This window comes from Agathobaculum sp. (genome assembly GCF_050946325.1).
Lineage (GTDB): Bacteria > Bacillota > Clostridia > Oscillospirales > Butyricicoccaceae > Agathobaculum.
Map to the genome: position 1 here is coordinate 1 of NZ_JBMNUP010000026.1, position 16,804 is coordinate 16,804.

Below are 16,804 nucleotides of genomic sequence, written 5' to 3' on the forward strand. Positions count from 1 at the left end.
CCTTCATGGTATCATCTTTCTTTTCCACTGTCTTCGGCGCGTAGGTTTCCAGCACCTCCGTGCGGGTTTTTACCGTCTTATCGCTGGTCTTGGTGCCAACCAGCGTAATAATCATCTGTCCGCCCGTCTGCTCGGCCAGCAGCTTTATCGGGTAGGCTGTATTATTTTTGAACCGGAAATCCGGTCCTCCCCAGGATACGGTTGCATCCTCGCCCAGCGGCGTGTAGGACACGGTGAAAGAGTGGTTATGCCGCTCTGTCACCTCCAGGTCCGCGCGCAGCACCGCCATATACAGCGTGGAGGACGGCTGGCATACGCCGCCGCCAACTTCTTCAACCACTTCTCCCCCCGAATAGGCGCCGGCAAATTTGTAACCGCGCTCCTGCGTGCGCTCGCCCACCACTTCATTGTAAGAAAATTCGTCGCCCGGGTTGAGAATCGTCCCGTTCAGCGCTTTCGCGGCCAGCCGGACATTATTGGTTCGGGGCGCGTTGCCTTCATTCAAATCGGTGGCTGTGCGGGCCAGCGTATCCCGAAACAGCTTTTCCTGCAAGTCTGCCGCAGTCACGCTCGCGCGTGTCAGCTTCACGGGGATGGAGTAGCTCTCAGCCAAGCCGTCCCCGATAATCTTTCTGGCCTCTTCCACATCAAACTGCACGCCGTCCTTTTCCGGCAGGATGGTCTTGCCATCCGTCTTATCAACGCTTGCGTTTACCGGCTCGCCGATGACCTGTTCTGCAATTTTGTCAATGTCAATTGCAGGCGTTTCCGTCAGTTCTGTCGATACCTCATACGGTGCAAAGTCCATCAGACGAATTTTTTCCGCCAGCGTATCCCGCACCGCGTCCGTCTCAAAACGAACGCCCGGCTTACCTGCATGGATGGTCATGGTATCTTCGCCAAACTCCCACGAAGGCTCCACCGGCTCTGTCAGCGCCTCCTTGGCAATCGCGCTCAACTGCTGCTCCAGTCCCGCATCGTCCACATGGGTGGCCAGCTGCGCCTCGCCCGCGCCAAACAGCGCGCGCACAACCTGCACCATACGCGAAAACGGATTGCCCGTGCGGCCAATGGCATATGCGTTTTCCGCAGACTGCCCCGCATCAATGCCATCCAGCACTTCTTCCACCGGAATGGAATACTCCTTTTCATAAATTGTAACAGAAACCGCCGCATCTGCATAAAGAGACGCGCCTTTCCGCTCAATTTCCTGCGCGGCCTCTTCCTTTGTCATCCCGCCAACTGCAATCGTCCCCAGTTTGACGCCTGGGAACACATTGGGATACAGCAGCGTAAAACCGCAAAGAATCACCGCCAGCAGCACCAGCAGTCCGCCCATGATGCCCAGCACCAACGGCGCTTTGCGCCGGCCGTTTTCCCGTTTGGGCGCTGCTTTTTTCGTACCTTTCGGCACCGCGTGCGCCCCCTTTCTTGCATTTCGTCTATCCAATATCGTTTCCCCTTTTTCTTTATTATCACTATATGCTTTTTGCGAAAATAACATACAAAAAGCGGCAAGCTGCATATTCGCCGTTTTTTGACAGAATATTGCTTTTTTATTATAGTCTGCCTTTTCAGAAGAAACAACAACAATTCGGTTAAATTCCCCCGCTGGCCGTGCCGCAGATACAAAAACCGGCCGGAACAACGTCCGGCCGGTCTGTATCTCTGCTTTTCGTCTTATACATTGAAGCGGAACAGCACCACATCGCCGTCCTGCATCACATATTCTTTGCCTTCCGAGCGGACCAAACCCTTTTCGCGGGCGGCAGCCAGCGAACCAAGCGCAATCAGATCCTGATAGTTGATGACCTCGGCACGAATGAAGCCGCGCTCAAAATCGGTATGAATCTTACCGGCAGCCTGCGGCGCTTTGGTGCCCTTTTCAATGGTCCATGCGCGCACCTCCTGCTCGCCGGCGGTCAGGTAGCTCATCAGACCGAGCAGATCATAGCACACTTTAATCAGACGGTCCAGACCAGACTCATGCAGGCCCAGTTCGGAAAGGAACATTTCCTTTTCTTCTGCATCCATGGACGCAATATCCTCTTCCAGTTTGGCGCAGATGGGCAGCACCATCGCGCCCTCCGCATCCGCAATGGCCTGCACAGCGGTAAGGCGCGCATTTTCGGCATCGTCACCGGTAAAGCCCGCTTCATCCAAATTGGCGGCATAAATCACCTTTTTGGCAGAAAGCAGGTCGCTTTCGTTCATCACCCGGGTGATATCCTCATCCTCTCCAAACCCTTCAAACGAGCGGGCGGTTTTCCCTTCCTCCAGATGCGCCTTCAGCGCCTCCAGAATTTCCACATCCCTGTTCAGCTTCTTATCCGCCTTGGCAGCCTTGCGCACACGGTCCAACCGGCGGTCCAGGTGTTCAATATCGGCCAGAATCAGCTCCAGATTGATCGTTTCAATATCACGCGCAGGATCAACCGAGCCTTCCACATGCACAATGTTTTCATTTTCAAAGCAGCGCACCACATGAACAATCGCATCCACTTCGCGAATATGGGACAAAAATTTGTTGCCCAGTCCTTCGCCCTTGGAGGCACCGCGCACCAGGCCCGCAATATCGACAAATTCCACCACGGCAGGGGTGGTTTTTTTTGCGTGATAGAGATCGGTCAGCGGCTGCAGGCGCTCATCCGGCACAGCAACCATACCAACATTGGGGTCAATTGTGCAGAAAGGGTAGTTGGCGCTCTCCGCACCAGCCTGTGTGATTGCATTGAACAGAGTGGACTTGCCTACGTTGGGCAAACCGACGATACCTAATTTCATTTATCCCTACATCTCCTTAAAAAATCCTTTATTGTCAAGAGTTTCCAAAATCCATATTGCGGGCATTTTTGCCATTTGCCGGGAATCTATCGCGTTTTTTAGTGGAGACCCCGATTTCACGCAAGTTGCGGAATCGTCTGATACGTCAATTCCTCTTGCTGCTGCGTTTTTTGTGCTATGAGAAAAGAGCACATCAATACATAATAATTATATCACGGCGCACCTGCATTCTCAAGGCGAAAATTTCAGCAGAATCGTGTTTTCTTCCAGCAGCATACAAACAAAGCGCGGCTTGCTTCCTTTTCTGTAACGCAAAATGCTCCCGCTTTTTAAAAGCGGGAGCATCCTATCGCGCAGACAACGCAGGCACGGCAGTATTGGATTCAGCAGGCATGCTCTATTCTTCGTTCCGTATCGTCTTTGCACGTTCCAGCACCGGCCCAAGATACTTGCCCGTATAAGAACCTTCGCACGCAGCCACCTCTTCCGGTGTGCCCTGCGCCACCAAACGGCCGCCGCCGTCGCCGCCCTCCGGTCCGAGGTCAAGGATATAATCCGCCGTTTTGATCACATCCAGGTTATGCTCGATCACCACCACGGTATTGCCTGCATCCACCAGCTTTTGCAGCACATCCACCAGCCTGTGGACATCCGCAACGTGCAGGCCGGTGGTCGGCTCATCCAGAATATAGATGGTTTTGCCGGTCGAGCGTTTAGAAAGCTCGGTCGCCAGCTTGGCGCGCTGCGCCTCGCCGCCCGAAAGCGTGGTGGAGGACTGCCCGAGCTTGACATACCCCAGCCCGACCTCGCGCATGGTTTCCAGCCGCCGGGCGATCTTGGGGACATTGGCAAAAAACTCGCACGCCTCATCCACCGTCATATCCAGCACTTCATAGATGTTTTTGCCCTTGTATCGCACTTCCAGCGTTTCCTTGTTATAGCGTTTGCCCTTGCACACATCGCAGGGCACATACACATCGGGCAGAAAGTGCATTTCGATCTTCAGCAGTCCGTCACCCGCGCAGGCCTCGCACCGGCCGCCCTTCACATTAAAGGAAAACCGGCCCGGCCCGTAGCCGCGCGCCTTGGCATCCGCCGTTTTGGCAAACAGCTCGCGGATATCATTGAATACTCCGGTATAGGTTGCCGGATTGGAGCGCGGTGTGCGCCCAATGGGCGACTGGTCGATGTCGATGACCTTGTCCAGATAAGAAAGGCCGGTGAATTTATCATGCGCCCCCGCGCGTGTTTTCGCGCCGTTCAGCTCGGCAGCGAGCTTTTTATACAGGATCTCGTTGACAAATGAGGATTTGCCCGAACCGGACACACCGGTTACGCAAGTCAGCGTTCCAAGCGGTATGGTAAAATCCGTATGCTTGAGATTATTCACCGCGCAGCCGGTCACGGTCAGTTTTTTGCCATTGCCCTTGCGGCGCACGGCAGGCACCGGAATGAACTTCCTGCCGGACAGATACTGTCCGGTCACCGAAGTCTCGCTTTGCAGCAGCGCGTCCACCGTGCCTTCAAACACGACCTCGCCGCCGTTGCGTCCCGCACCCGGGCCGATATCCACAATATGGTCGGCGGCAAACATGGTATCCTCATCGTGTTCGACCACAATCAGGGTATTGCCCAGATCGCGCAGGCGCTTGAGTGTTGCCAGCAGCTTGTCATTGTCCCGCTGGTGCAGGCCGATGGACGGCTCGTCCAAAATATACAGCACACCCATCAGCGATGACCCGATCTGCGTTGCCAGACGGATGCGCTGGCTCTCGCCGCCGGACAGCGTACCGGACGAACGCGCAAGCGTCAAATATTCCAATCCGACCGACTGCAAAAATCCCAGCCGGTCCATGATCTCCTTGATCACACGGTCACCGATTTTATGCTGCATCTCGGTCAGCTGCAAGCCGTGCAGAAACTCCATCGCCTTGACGACCGACTTTTCGGCAAATTCCGCAATATTCAGCCCGCCGAGCGTGACCGCCAGCACCTCCGGCCGCAGCCGCCGGCCGTGGCAGGCCGGACAGGGGATCTCGCTCATGCACTCCTCGATCTCCGCGCGGGAGTAATCGCTTGTCGTTTCGCGGTAGCGGCGTTCCAGATTGGTCACAATGCCCTCAAACGGCTGCCGCATCACGCCGCCCGATACACGGCTGACCGCCAGCGCAAGCGGCTCCTCCCCCGTGCCGTACAGCAGCTCATGCAGTGCCTGTTTGTCCAATGCGTCGATTGGCGTATCCAGCGTAAAGCCGTGTTTTTTGCCGAGCGCGGAAAAATACATATAAGAAATCGTACCCGGTTCGGCGTTGCCCCAGCCCGATGCGCGGATCGCCCCCTGCCGGATGGACAGCTTTTTATTCGGGATGATCCGGTCGGGATCGACCCGCATCTGCTTGCCCAGTCCGGTGCAGACCGGACACGCGCCGTACGGGTTATTAAAGGAAAACATGCGCGGTGTCAGCTCTTCGATCGAAATGCCGCAGTCATCACACGCATAATTCTGCGAAAAGGACAGCGGCTCCCCGCCGACCACATCCGCAATGACCAGACCGCCCGACAGGGCGGACGCCGTTTCGACCGAATCTGTGATGCGTCCGCGCGCATCCGGCCGGATGACCACGCGGTCCACCACAATCTCAATGTCGTGCTTCAGGGTCTTTTTCAGCTTGATCTCCTCGGCAAGGTCGCGCACCTCACCGTCCACCCGCACGCGGACATAGCCCGATTTGCGCGCGTCCTCCAGCACTTTGGCGTGCTCGCCCTTCTTGCCGCGGATGACCGGCGCAAGGATCTGTACGCGCGTTTTTTCCTCCAGCGCCATCAGCCGGTCGATGATCTGGTCGATGGTCTGCTGATGGATCTCCTTGCCGCACCTCGGACAGTGCGGCGTACCGATCCGCGCCCAGAGCAAACGCATATAGTCATAGATCTCGGTCACTGTGCCGACCGTTGAGCGCGGGTTCTGCGAAGTGGTCTTCTGGTCGATCGAAATCGCAGGCGAGAGACCGTCGATATAATCCACATCCGGCTTGTCCATCTGCCCCAAAAACTGCCGCGCATAGCTGGACAGCGACTCAACGTAGCGGCGCTGTCCCTCCGCGTAAATCGTATCGAACGCCAAAGATGACTTGCCCGAACCGGACAGGCCGGTCAGCACGACCAGCTTGTCCCGCGGGATCTTGATGTCGATATTTTTCAGGTTATGCTCACGCGCACCCTTTACATGGATAAATTCCTGCATGTTCACCTATCCTTAATTTCCAATATGCAGTATCTGTTTTGCGCCTCTCACAGCGCAAGCACGCTGCCCGCCGTTAAAAAGGCAATCCGCTCCCCGAGCGTTTCGCGCAGCACCGCAAACGCATGTTGTCCGGTGCAGTGGCAGGTATAATACCGGCTGCCCGTCTGCGCGAGCCGCGCCGCGACCGCATGAATCGCTTCATCCGGCTCGCTTTTGCCCGTGGATGGGCTGAACAGGTGCATCCCGCCGATGACCACATCGGGGGCGCGCCCGATGATCTCCTGCGCGCGGGCGCAGATGTTGACCACGCCCCGATGCGCGCAGCCGGTCAGCAGATAGACCTTGTCCCGCTCCCGCAGAAGCAGGCTCTGCTCGTGCAGGAACCGGTCGGGCACATATTGTCCGTCCTCCTGCTCATACAGCGTGCGGTTGCCGCCCGGGCAGCATTCCTGTCCGGTCACATCGGAAAACAGCGTCATATTCTCATCCAGAACGGTCACGCCGTCGGTCAGGATCAGCCGTTCCTCCTCCTGCAAGGCGGGGTCCAGCCCGATTGCACGGATGCCGTCCGCCTTGTGCGAAAAATGCGGCTCGAACGCCTGCCGGTGCACATACACCGGTGCCCGCCGGTTGATTTCCAGAAACGCAGCCAGTCCGCCGCCGTGGTCGTAATGCCCGTGCGAGACAAAGGCCGCATCCACCTCCGCCAGCCGCACGCCAAGCGTCCGCGCGTTTTGCAGATACCGGTCGGTCTGCCCCATATCGAACAGCAGCCGGCGGCCGTTCACTTCCATATAAAAGCTCAGCCCATGCTCACAGACAAACGCAGATGAGCAGGCGGTATCCTCCATCAGGGTATACAGCTTCATTTTCCTTCCTCCAATGCCTTGATCTGATCGCGCAGCTGCGCGGCGATCTCAAATTCGAGCATTTTGGCCGCCTCCTTCATCTGACGGGTCAGGCGGGCGATCTCCTGCTGTTTTTCGCCCTTGGTGCGCAGCTTTTTCTTGCTGCTCGTGGGTACGTTGGACGTGATCTCGATGACATCCTGCACTTTTTTGCGCACCGACTTGGGCACGATGCCGTGCGCCTGATTAAAGGCATCCTGCAAGGCGCGGCGGCGCTCGGTTTCATCCATCGCGCGGCGCATAGAGGGTGTGATGCTGTCCGCGTACAGCACGACCATGCCATGCTCGTTGCGCGCCGCACGGCCGATGGTCTGGATAAGCGAGGTTTCCGAACGCAGGAAGCCCTCCTTATCCGCATCGAGGATCGCCACGAGCGAAACCTCGGGAATATCCAAGCCCTCGCGCAGCAGGTTGATGCCAACCAGCACATCAAACACGCCGAGGCGCAGGTCGCGCACCAGCTCCTGCCGCTCGATGGTTTTGACATCGTGGTGCATATAGCGCACCTTGATGCCTGCCGTTTCCAGATAATTGGTCAGATCCTCGGCCATTTTCTTGGTAAGGGTCGTCACCAGCACGCGCTCCCCCTTCGCGGTGCGCGCGTTGATCTCTCCGATCAGGTCGTCGATCTGCCCGTCAACCGGACGCACGGCTACCTCGGGATCGAGCAGGCCGGTCGGACGGATGACCTGCTCAACCACCTGCCCTGAGCGGCTCAGCTCATATTCTGCCGGCGTTGCGGAAACGTAAACGATCTGGTTCAAACGTTCGTTAAACTCGTCGAAGTTCAGCGGACGGTTGTCATAGGCCGAGGGCAGGCGGAAGCCGTTTTCAACCAGGCTTTCCTTGCGGGCGCGGTCGCCGTGATACATCGCGCGCACCTGCGGCAGCGTCACATGGCTCTCATCCACGATGAGGAGGAAATCCTCCGGAAAATAATCGATCAGCGTGTATGGGGCGCTGCCCGGTTCCCTGCGCGACAGCACGCGGGAGTAGTTCTCAATCCCGCTGCAAAAGCCGATTTCCTGCAGCATTTCAATATCATACCGGGTGCGCTGGCCGATGCGCTGCGCCTCGATCAGCTTGCCGTTCTGCTCAAAATACTGGATGCGCTGCTCCAGCTCCGCCTCCAGATCCTTGATGGCAGCCTCCAGCTTATCCTTGGGCGTGACATAGTGGCTCGCCGGAAAGATCGCGGTGTGCCCCAGTTCGCCCAGCGTTACGCCGGTCAGCGGGTTGATCCGGCTGATGCGGTCGATCTCATCCCCAAAAAACTCAATGCGCACCACATCCTCATCCGAATAAACCGGCCAGATCTCCACCGTATCGCCGCGCACGCGGAAGCGGTTGCGTTCAAACGCAATGTCGTTGCGCTCATACTGAATATCGATGAGGCGGTGGATCAGGGTTTCCCGACTCATCTCCATGCCCGGACGCATGGAAATGACCATTTTCTTATAGTCGATCGGGTCACCCAGAGAGTAGATGCAGGATACCGAGGAAACGATGATCACATCCCGCCGTTCGGACAGCGCCGAGGTCGCCGAGTGGCGCAGCCGGTCGATCTCGTCATTGATCGCGGAGTCCTTTTCGATATAGGTATCGGTCGAAGCGATATACGCCTCGGGCTGGTAGTAATCATAGTAGGATACAAAGTATTCGACCGCATTATGCGGAAAAAACTCCCGCAGCTCGGTGCAGAGCTGCGCGGCCAGCGTTTTATTATGTGCGAGCACCAGCGTCGGCCGCTGGGTCTGCTCGATGATATTCGCCATGGTAAAGGTTTTGCCCGAACCGGTCACGCCCATCAGGGTCTGCTCGGTCAGGCCGTTGTTGATGCCCTCCACCAGCTTGGCGACCGCCTGCGGCTGGTCGCCCGCCATCTGATAATCGCTTACAATTTTGAACTCCGGCACGTTATATCCTCCTTCGGCGGGGCGTCAGCAGGCTTGTCTGCATATAAGAAAAAACGGACACATATCTGCCGCCCGCTACGATGCAGTGGTCGTATAACTGAATGTCCAGCTCCTCCAGATGATTTTTCAGCCGCCGTGTGATGTCAATATCCTGCTGCGACGGCTCCGCAACGCCATTCGGGTGATTGTGCGCCAACACCACCGTGTGCGACCCGCAAACGATTGCGCCCCGCGCGATCTGGTAAGGGTTGGCCCCGACCTGATTATGCGATCCCCTGCCGCACTCCACGCACTTCAGCACTCTGCCGGAGTCGTCCAGATACGCCACCAGCAGCACTTCTTCCCGCTCGCCGGCAAACTGCGGCACAAAATATTCACCCACACGCTGCCGGTTGATCAGCTTTTCGCTGTTCCAGCTTACCTGCGTGCGGTTTTCCTGATAGCGCCCAAACATTGCGTAGACCATCTTAATCAGCAGCGCGGACTGACTGCCGACGCCCTCCACCTCCAAAAGCTGCTCATACGGCGCCTCAAACACCTCATACAGCGAACCGAACCGGCGGATGAGCTGATGCCCGATCTCATTCGTATCCTTTCGGCTGATGGTGAAATACAGCAGCATTTCCAGCACTTCATGGTCGCTGAAGGCGCGCAGACCGTTCTGCAAAAACTTCTCCGCCATGCGTTTGCGGTGCCCTTTATGAACATTAGCCTTCTTTTGCTCCACGGCCATACGCCTCCTTCTTTAATTTCCTTCGTTATAGGTGAATCCGCTGTTCGGCCTGCCGCAGCGCACGGGCAACCAGCGGGCTGTCTTTAATTTCCGGGAACGGCACTGTGGGCTGCGGTTCGCCCTCATGTGCGCGCAGGCTTTTGCCCATCCAGAGGACATCCCGCCATTGGCCGAATTTGAACATGCTCTCCTGATACGCGCCCGAAATAATAAACCCCATCGCCTTGTGGAACTTCATCGAACGTTCGTTGGGCGAAGTGATGCCGACAAAAATATTATAGTAGCCCTGCATGGCCAGCAGTTCAAAAAGCGCGGCGTAAATCGCCCCTGCGATGCCGCAGCGATGCCAGCTTTCCTCCACATAAATCGAAGTCTCCACCGACCACTGGTAAGCCGCGCGCGTGCGGTGCGGCGCAGCGTACCCGTATCCTGCAACCTGCCCGTCCACCGTGCAGACCAGCCACGGCAATTTTGTCGTATACGACCGCATCCGGCCCAAAAATTCGTCCAGCGAAGGCGGTTCGTACTCGCTCGACACCGTGGTCTGTATCACATACGGTGCATAAAGCGCCAGCATCGCCGCTGCGTCTTTTTCTTCTGCAACACGCAAAACAACCTCCGGCATACGTTTTCTCCCCTTATTTTCATCAAAATCAGACACTTTATTATACTCCCTGTCCCTTTTTTCTTCAACCGCTTTTTACAAATTCCTTCGCCAAAAATCGTACATCCGTTCGTTTTTTATTTGTGCGTTTTTACGCTGTTTTTTCTCCCTCTGCAAAATTATAAAAAGGCGCCGTCCTTCCGGACAGCGCCTTTTCCTCTATCTTTTATTGCTCCCGATCCAATAGCAGCCTGCGCCAATCACGGCTGCCAAAAACTCAATTCCTTTCAAATACATATCATAAACCGATGTACCTATGAGCGGGCCCGATACAAAATAAATCACCGCAAACACCGCAACCGAAATCAGCGCCCTTTTCACAGTATCTTTCATTTTCCATGCCTCCCCGTCACATTCTAAAACGCATTTTGTGTACCTCTCCGCAAGTATATTGTAGCATTTCCCTCCGCCCGTTTCAACAGGTTTCACGCACCGCAGCGCACAACCCCAACCGATTGTTTTAAACAGCGCTCTCCATTCTCCCTGTTACCCTTTTGACTGATCGAGCCAACAGCCAGCCAACCTCCGTCACCCTGACGAAGGGAGACGTTCCGTTACATGACCAGCCCGATAAACTGAAATTTAATCCATTCTTTTTTCAAATCGGAACATTCCATCTGGAAATTGCTCATCACATTCTTCAACATTCATTTCTGGATCATTCGGGTCAGGATGAAATTTATTGAAAAATTCAATAATATGAAATCCACATCTATTTACATAAAAGTGTATATTACGCTGTTCAAAATATGGTGTTACAGTCTCCCAAATTTTCACTTCTGGATGTAGCTTTTCAATTTGACACCACGCAGCATATCCAATTCCCTTGCTGTGAATATTCGGAGAAACGAACAGTAAATCTAAATCTCCTTTTTCTCCATCAACTTTAATTACAGCACCGCCAACTTTTTTCCCTTCAAGAATAATACGATAAGCCTTTCCGTGGTTAATAGACTGTTCGATAGTCTCTCGTGAAATAATTTGGTCATCTTCTTCAAAGTGCTTATCTCTACAACCAAACTCCTCCATAGCTCCGTAGTTAAAAGCTTCTTGATTATCTAAAATAAACTGTTCTCGGTCATTTTCTTCCAGCGGGTACAACTGTATATCTGGTTTCATTTCATCACTCCTACAACTTCTGATTTATCGTTCTGTTTTATTTTACTTTATTTTTATCCCTTCATCAACATATGGTTAATCTGACGGAGTTAGGGCCCATCAGTCCAAACGCAAAAGGGAGTCTCCGTTCCGCCGGTTGCTTTTTTCAGATTTCTGCGGTATACTGAGATACACCGTTTTTCAGCAAAGGAGGCACGCTATATGGTGCGATACGGGTTCATCCACTCCAAGGAAGATATCAAGTTTCTCATCCTCTTTGCAATGGATCTTCTGCCTTTTCCGGTCAGCTTCAGCACAGTAGTCGACCTGACAACCTGGTGCGACGAGGGCTTTGGATATTTTGAGCTGAGCGAGGCATTCTATGAACTGCTGCCTTCCGGCCATATCACAGAGCAGCAGGCCGATGACGGCAAGCAATATTCCATTACCGAAAAAGGGCGCGAAGCCACCCGCATTTTTGAAAAACAGCTTCCGTTTCCGGTGCGGGAAGCCGCGCAGCGCTCTGCCATCCGCGTGGTACGCCAAATTCGGCGGGACGCCGCCATCCACACTTCTGTCACTGAGCGGGCCGATAATGATTTGACCGTCCGCATGGAGATGGATCAGGTTTTTGCAGTTGAAATGGCCGTCATCAGCCGCGCACAGGCTTCCATGCTCGAACGCACGTTTAAAGCCAATGCTGAGGCAATCTATCAGACGCTGCTTTCCGCGCTGACGGCAAACTACGAAACCGAGAAAGAAGAAGAAAACCCTTGAAGTATCTGAAACAACTGGGCGTGCTGCTGGCCTGCTGCGTCGCAGGCGACGCCCTTTCCATTCTGCTGCGCGGCGCGCTGCCCGGCAACGTGCTGGGGCTGGCCCTGCTGCTTGTACTGCTGGTCACCGGCCGTGTTAAGCTGCCGCAAGTGATGGATTCCGCTGATTTTCTGCTGCAAAACATGGCGTTTTTCTTTCTGCCCGCCTGCCTTGGCGTGCTTGAGATTTTTGCAGATATCAAAAGCGAAATTTTTGCCATTCTGGCCGTCTGTGTGCTTACCACATTGTGTACGGCCGCCGCAACCGCACTGACTGTGCATGTGGTCTTCCGTTTGCAGCACCGTACCGGTGAGGAGGCGTTCGACCATGACTGACCTGCTCGTCTCTCCCACCCTGTGGCTGTGTGTTTCCATCGGCTGTTACGCGCTCGGGCAGTATATCCAGCGCAAAACCGGCTCCCCGCTGTGCAATCCGCTTCTGATTGCCTCCGCGCTGGTTGGCATTTTGCTGGTCTGCACAGACACCGCCTATCAGACCTATCTGGAAGGCGGTCAGCTCATTTCCTTCTTCCTCACCCCGGCAACCGTGGCGCTTGCCGTGCCCATCTACCGCAAGCTGGATGTGCTGCGCGCCAATCTGCTGCCCATTCTGGCCGGCGCGTTCGTCGGCTCGCTGGTCTCCATTGTCAGCGTCATTGGGTTTTGCCGGCTGTTCGGCCTGTCGAATATCACCACGCGCTCGCTCATTCCCAAATCGGTTACTACGCCAATCGGTGTGGCGCTTTCCGAAATGCTCGGCGGTCTGGCGCCGGTCACCGCCATTGCAATTGTGTTCACCGGCATTGTCGGCGCGATTCTGCTGCCGGTTTTCCTCAAATGCATTGGGGTGCGCAACCCCGTACAGATGGGTCTGTCCATCGGCACAGCCGCCCATGCCGTCGGTACCTCCCGCGCCATCGAGCTGGGAGAAACCGAGGGCGCAATGAGCGGCCTCGCCATCGGCGTGGCCGGGCTGCTGACCGCGCTGATCGTCTCTTTCGGCGCGGCACTATTCGGCTGAACCTGTTGAAAAAGCGTCTCTGTATCAGAGACGCTTTTTTCATTGCAGTATCGCATTTTGCAGTGCTTTCCTATCGTTCTTTCTCTTATCCGTTTCTGTACCCTTTGCATGACACTTTTTCTGATAATATGGCAGCGTGTAAACACTGTGGGACACCGCAAGACGCAAAAGAGAGGGAACAGGCTTGCCTGTTCCCTCTCAAAAAACGCTTCTTTATCCGGTTTGAATTAGCCGAAGTAGCGAGCCAGCAGGCCCTCAAAAGCCTTGCCGTGGCGGGCCTCATCGCGGGCCATCTCATGTACGGTCTGCTATTCGCTGGCCTTGCAGGCCGCTCATAGCATGGGAAAACGAAAAATTCCGTTTCCACTTTCCACTCTATTGACATAAGCGATTTTGAAAAAGTCCACCTTTTTTCCAACAGGAGGACAATCAAAATGGCAGGTAAAACAACAGGCGTTTATCAGTTGTCAAATGGGCTTTGGGCGTTCCGCTACACAGTCACAATGAACGGCAACAAGAAAGATGTGAAGAAAACAAAAGATGAAAGTGGCAAGCCCTTCAAAACCGAAAAAGCGGCATTCCGAGCCAGAGAATCCGCTATTGCACGAGAATTGCACAGCAGAATGAGCAAACCGCAAATTCCGCGTATGATGATGTGTGAGGTCTACAAAGAATACTGTGAACAGGGACGAAGCGGGAAAGCCTATCAGACTATCCGCAAGCAGGACAGTTTATGGGAAAACCACCTGTCCGCCAAATTCGGTAAACGCTTCATTGATGAAATCAGCGTTGCGGAAATCAATGACTATCTTGCAGAACTGTATTATACAGAGGGGCGCGCTTACCGTTATGTAGAGGGATTTCTGAAAATGTTCTATCTGATTTTCGGTCAAGCCTATTCCCGCAATTACCTTGATGTAGACACCTACAACAAACTCTGTGTGAACAAGGACGCAAGGATTTGTATGCCGAAAATGAAGGTCGATGAAGAAACCGACATTGTAGCGTACAGCCGGGAACAGATAGCGGAACTTGATAAGTATTTCAGCGGCACAAACGCTGAAACTGCGTACCTCTTAGGCCGCTATTGCGGTTTGCGTATCAATGAATGCTATGGTCTGAAATGGGAGAATGTAGACATAGAGCGCGGCACAATCACCATTGACCGCCAAATGCAGTATCAAGAGGGATTGATAAAGCTGGTATCACTTAAAACGCGCAATGCCCGCAGGACAGTTTACATGAGCGATAAATTGAAAGCCTACTTCTCCCTATTGGAGCAACAGAGGAAAAAGGACGCGGCGGAACTGGCGGCGCAGAGGGTGCAGAATCAAACCTTTATCACCGATATTGACGGAAAGAAAATTTCCTCTTTAGAACTGGTGAACAGCTTGCCAAATGGAAAAATTCAAACCGTTAATTCCATGAAGTATCATAGCCGCACAATCAAAAGCGAGTTAGGAATAGATTTCAAATATCACCACTTGCGCCATACCTACGGAACACGCCTTGCAGAGATGAACACGCCCACGCATATTCTTTGCAATCAGATGGGACACGCAAGCGGAAAGGTGACAGAACGGTATTATCTGGCGGTATCTAAGCCGGGAATTGATGTGCTAACGAGCAATCTAAACGCCATGTAAGAGGTACAGCCCATGTATGACAGTCCTTTTGATGTACCGCCGCAGTTAATAGAACTCATTATGAACGGCGAGTTTTTCAAAGCAAATCCGCCACAAGAGCAACCGGACAAATCTAAGGACGAGCGGGAGTGAAATCCCGCTCGTTTCCTTTTGCCATACACAGGCGGCGGAGGTATTCCGCGCGACGGGCGGTTGGACGATTTTTGAAATTTTTTGTATAATATATGTAGAGATAAGAGAGAAAAACAGAAAATTTACGCACTTTTCTTTCGCTTATTATTTCTAATATTAAGCCGCAGAAAAATGTGGGAATTTCATTATCGAAATGGGGGTACAGCCGATTATTATACAAAAGTCAGTTAATGAACTGAAACAGATTTTTCATACTTCCCGCACAGACAGTATCAAACGCAGTATGCAAAGTGCAGGGATGAACTACCAAATAGAGGGACGCGGCGGAGGTGCGGTATATGCCTTTACAGAGCCGCAAAGCGTCCTAAAATTACTTTTAATATCTGACTATGGATTTACCCCTAACAGGAACTTGGACAAGGCGTGTGAGCTTTTCAAGGGGTATTTCTTAGGCCGCCGCCCTTATACTCGAATGTTCAAAAAGGACATTGCGGAAATGTTAGATGTTTGTGCCGATACGGTCAGCCGCTGGATTCAAAATTTCTATGACAGCGGCTTACTTGCTAAAGGCGTTTATGATGACACATTACCTACTCTCTATTGTACCTCTTTCAAAGTGGAGGAAACGCGCCATGTGGCGGAAATTACAGAGGAGCAATATTTACAGGCTAAAGCCAGATACAGCGCCGTATTGATGGGCGGCGGAACACCAGAGGATGCAATTAAGGCATATCACAGCGTAACAGGCGGCAATGTGTATGCCCTACGCGCTGAAAGTATTAACGCGCTAAAATGGAATCCTCTGTTTGATGAAATTGCCGCAGAAATTAAAGATGAATTGGAGGAACTTGAAAATGAATTTTATATCTGATGCCGAGCGGGCGCAAATTGCAAAGGAAATTAGCAAAGCCGCACTTCCTGCATTGAATCAGCGGGAGCGGGAGTACACTCAAAAACTCACAAGCATTCTATCTGTACAACGGGAAACTATTTTGTATTTTAACGAGCAGATTGAGAAAGCACCGGATGATGAAGCAAAAAAGCAGTTACAAATAGAACTACAATATTCCTTATCCCAGTATGAAACGCAAATTAAACAACTTTCCCGTACATGAGAAAAGGCAAGGGCGCGTTCCCCTTGCCTTTTTCTTATTCGTGCATCATTTCTTTGAAAATATGTGCCGCCATGCGGGGAGCGCCCTTCACCTGCACATAACGGGAAATCGTGGAGGCGCTACGCCCGGTCAGACGCGCAACCGCCGCAAAACTTCCGTACTCTTGATAAAGTTTGTGAAATTGCTTGATTTCTTCCGGCGTTACTCGTTTGGGCATCTTACTTTTTCTTCAAGTCAGCCTTGCGAATAAGCGGCTTTTTGATTGCTTCTTCCCATGCGTCCGCGATGTACTGCACATAATCAATCTTTTTGTCCTCGACTTTGGCCGCTTCAAGCGCCTTATTCATCTTATCTACCGCACCATAATAAGTATCAGGGACAATGATTTGCTTGTTGTCTACATCAAGAGTGATTCGCATAGATTTAGCCTTCTTTCTGTTTGGTTTGGCTAAATTCTAACAGATTCCATTGAATTTTGCAAGTATCAAAGCGGATTTTGTCGGAATCGACGATAAAAATGTTAAATCCTGTATAATCGCAGCGAATTTTGTGAAAATCAAAACGATTCAATGTAAATTCACACAAATTTCTTTGCTTTATTATATGTTTTTATTAGAGCATAGAGAGTTGTGTGAATTTTCTCTATCTCTTGCGTGGGTAGGGTTCTTTTGTATCTGTAATGCCCAGCAGATAATCAACGCTGGTATCATAGTAATAGCACAGCTTAA

At 53.0% G+C, this 16,804-nt stretch carries 17 protein-coding genes; 6 read left to right on the forward strand and 11 right to left on the reverse strand.

Annotated features, from left to right (window positions below):
- The 9 genes from ACOYIE_RS03630 to ACOYIE_RS03670 form a co-directional block, all read right to left on the reverse strand.
- A partial coding sequence (locus ACOYIE_RS03630; RefSeq protein ID WP_433410806.1) for a VanW family protein occupies positions 1-1,414 on the reverse strand: 1,414 nt, incomplete at its 3' end.
- 266 nt (positions 1,415-1,680) lie between these two features.
- Positions 1,681-2,784: a redox-regulated ATPase YchF gene (ychF, locus tag ACOYIE_RS03635; RefSeq protein WP_433410807.1), complete on the reverse strand. Its 1,104-nt coding sequence runs from the start codon at positions 2,782-2,784 to the stop codon at positions 1,681-1,683.
- 397 nt (positions 2,785-3,181) lie between these two features.
- The gene (gene uvrA, locus ACOYIE_RS03640) at positions 3,182-6,028 is read right to left on the reverse strand and encodes an excinuclease ABC subunit UvrA (protein ID WP_433410808.1); all 2,847 of its coding nucleotides are present in this window, start codon (positions 6,026-6,028) and stop codon (positions 3,182-3,184) included.
- 47 nt (positions 6,029-6,075) lie between these two features.
- The gene (locus tag ACOYIE_RS03645) at positions 6,076-6,897 is read right to left on the reverse strand and encodes an MBL fold metallo-hydrolase (protein ID WP_433410809.1); all 822 of its coding nucleotides are present in this window, start codon (positions 6,895-6,897) and stop codon (positions 6,076-6,078) included.
- Positions 6,894-8,852 carry an excinuclease ABC subunit UvrB gene (uvrB, locus tag ACOYIE_RS03650; RefSeq protein WP_433410810.1) on the reverse strand — a complete coding sequence of 653 codons (1,959 nt, stop codon included), beginning with the start codon at positions 8,850-8,852 and terminating at the stop codon, positions 6,894-6,896. The genes ACOYIE_RS03645 and uvrB overlap by 4 nt, the downstream gene beginning before the upstream one ends.
- Before the next feature lies 1 nt (position 8,853).
- Positions 8,854-9,579 (reverse strand): JAB domain-containing protein, encoded by a 726-nt coding sequence (locus ACOYIE_RS03655; protein ID WP_433410811.1) that lies wholly within the window; start codon positions 9,577-9,579, stop codon positions 8,854-8,856.
- A 31-nt stretch (positions 9,580-9,610) separates the two neighbouring features.
- Complete coding sequence (locus ACOYIE_RS03660) at positions 9,611-10,210, reverse strand: N-acetyltransferase family protein (protein WP_433410812.1); 600 nt, start codon at positions 10,208-10,210, stop codon at positions 9,611-9,613.
- Positions 10,211-10,408: 198 nt separating this feature from the next.
- Positions 10,409-10,582 (reverse strand): hypothetical protein, encoded by a 174-nt coding sequence (locus tag ACOYIE_RS03665; protein WP_433410813.1) that lies wholly within the window; start codon positions 10,580-10,582, stop codon positions 10,409-10,411.
- A gap of 249 nt (positions 10,583-10,831) precedes the next feature.
- Positions 10,832-11,368 (reverse strand): GNAT family N-acetyltransferase, encoded by a 537-nt coding sequence (locus ACOYIE_RS03670; RefSeq protein WP_433410814.1) that lies wholly within the window; start codon positions 11,366-11,368, stop codon positions 10,832-10,834.
- A gap of 201 nt (positions 11,369-11,569) precedes the next feature.
- On the opposite strand from ACOYIE_RS03670, the gene ACOYIE_RS03675 reads away from it, so the two are divergent.
- From ACOYIE_RS03675 to ACOYIE_RS03700, 6 genes are all read left to right on the forward strand, one after another.
- On the forward strand, positions 11,570-12,124 hold the full coding sequence (locus ACOYIE_RS03675; protein WP_433410815.1) for a DUF4364 family protein: 555 nt from the start codon (positions 11,570-11,572) through the stop codon (positions 12,122-12,124).
- Entirely contained in the window at positions 12,121-12,498 is a 378-nt protein-coding gene (locus ACOYIE_RS03680; RefSeq protein WP_433410816.1) for a CidA/LrgA family protein, read from the forward strand. The genes ACOYIE_RS03675 and ACOYIE_RS03680 overlap by 4 nt, the downstream gene beginning before the upstream one ends.
- Positions 12,491-13,183, forward strand: coding sequence for an LrgB family protein (locus ACOYIE_RS03685; protein WP_433410817.1), 693 nt, complete (start codon positions 12,491-12,493; stop codon positions 13,181-13,183). Before ACOYIE_RS03680 ends, ACOYIE_RS03685 begins: the two co-directional genes overlap by 8 nt.
- A 434-nt stretch (positions 13,184-13,617) precedes the next feature.
- Entirely contained in the window at positions 13,618-14,829 is a 1,212-nt protein-coding gene (locus tag ACOYIE_RS03690; RefSeq protein WP_256319114.1) for a tyrosine-type recombinase/integrase, read from the forward strand.
- 325 nt (positions 14,830-15,154) lie between these two features.
- The gene (locus ACOYIE_RS03695; protein ID WP_256319113.1) at positions 15,155-15,832 is read left to right on the forward strand and encodes a helix-turn-helix domain-containing protein; all 678 of its coding nucleotides are present in this window, start codon (positions 15,155-15,157) and stop codon (positions 15,830-15,832) included.
- Positions 15,816-16,076: a hypothetical protein gene (locus ACOYIE_RS03700; RefSeq protein ID WP_256319112.1), complete on the forward strand. Its 261-nt coding sequence runs from the start codon at positions 15,816-15,818 to the stop codon at positions 16,074-16,076. The genes ACOYIE_RS03695 and ACOYIE_RS03700 overlap by 17 nt, the downstream gene beginning before the upstream one ends.
- Before the next feature lie 34 nt (positions 16,077-16,110).
- On the opposite strand, the gene ACOYIE_RS03705 is transcribed toward ACOYIE_RS03700, so the two are convergent.
- Positions 16,111-16,293, reverse strand: coding sequence for a helix-turn-helix domain-containing protein (locus ACOYIE_RS03705; protein ID WP_256319111.1), 183 nt, complete (start codon positions 16,291-16,293; stop codon positions 16,111-16,113).
- A gap of 1 nt (position 16,294) precedes the next feature.
- Complete coding sequence (locus tag ACOYIE_RS03710) at positions 16,295-16,495, reverse strand: hypothetical protein (RefSeq protein WP_256319110.1); 201 nt, start codon at positions 16,493-16,495, stop codon at positions 16,295-16,297.
- Between the last annotated feature and the right edge of the window lie 309 nt (positions 16,496-16,804).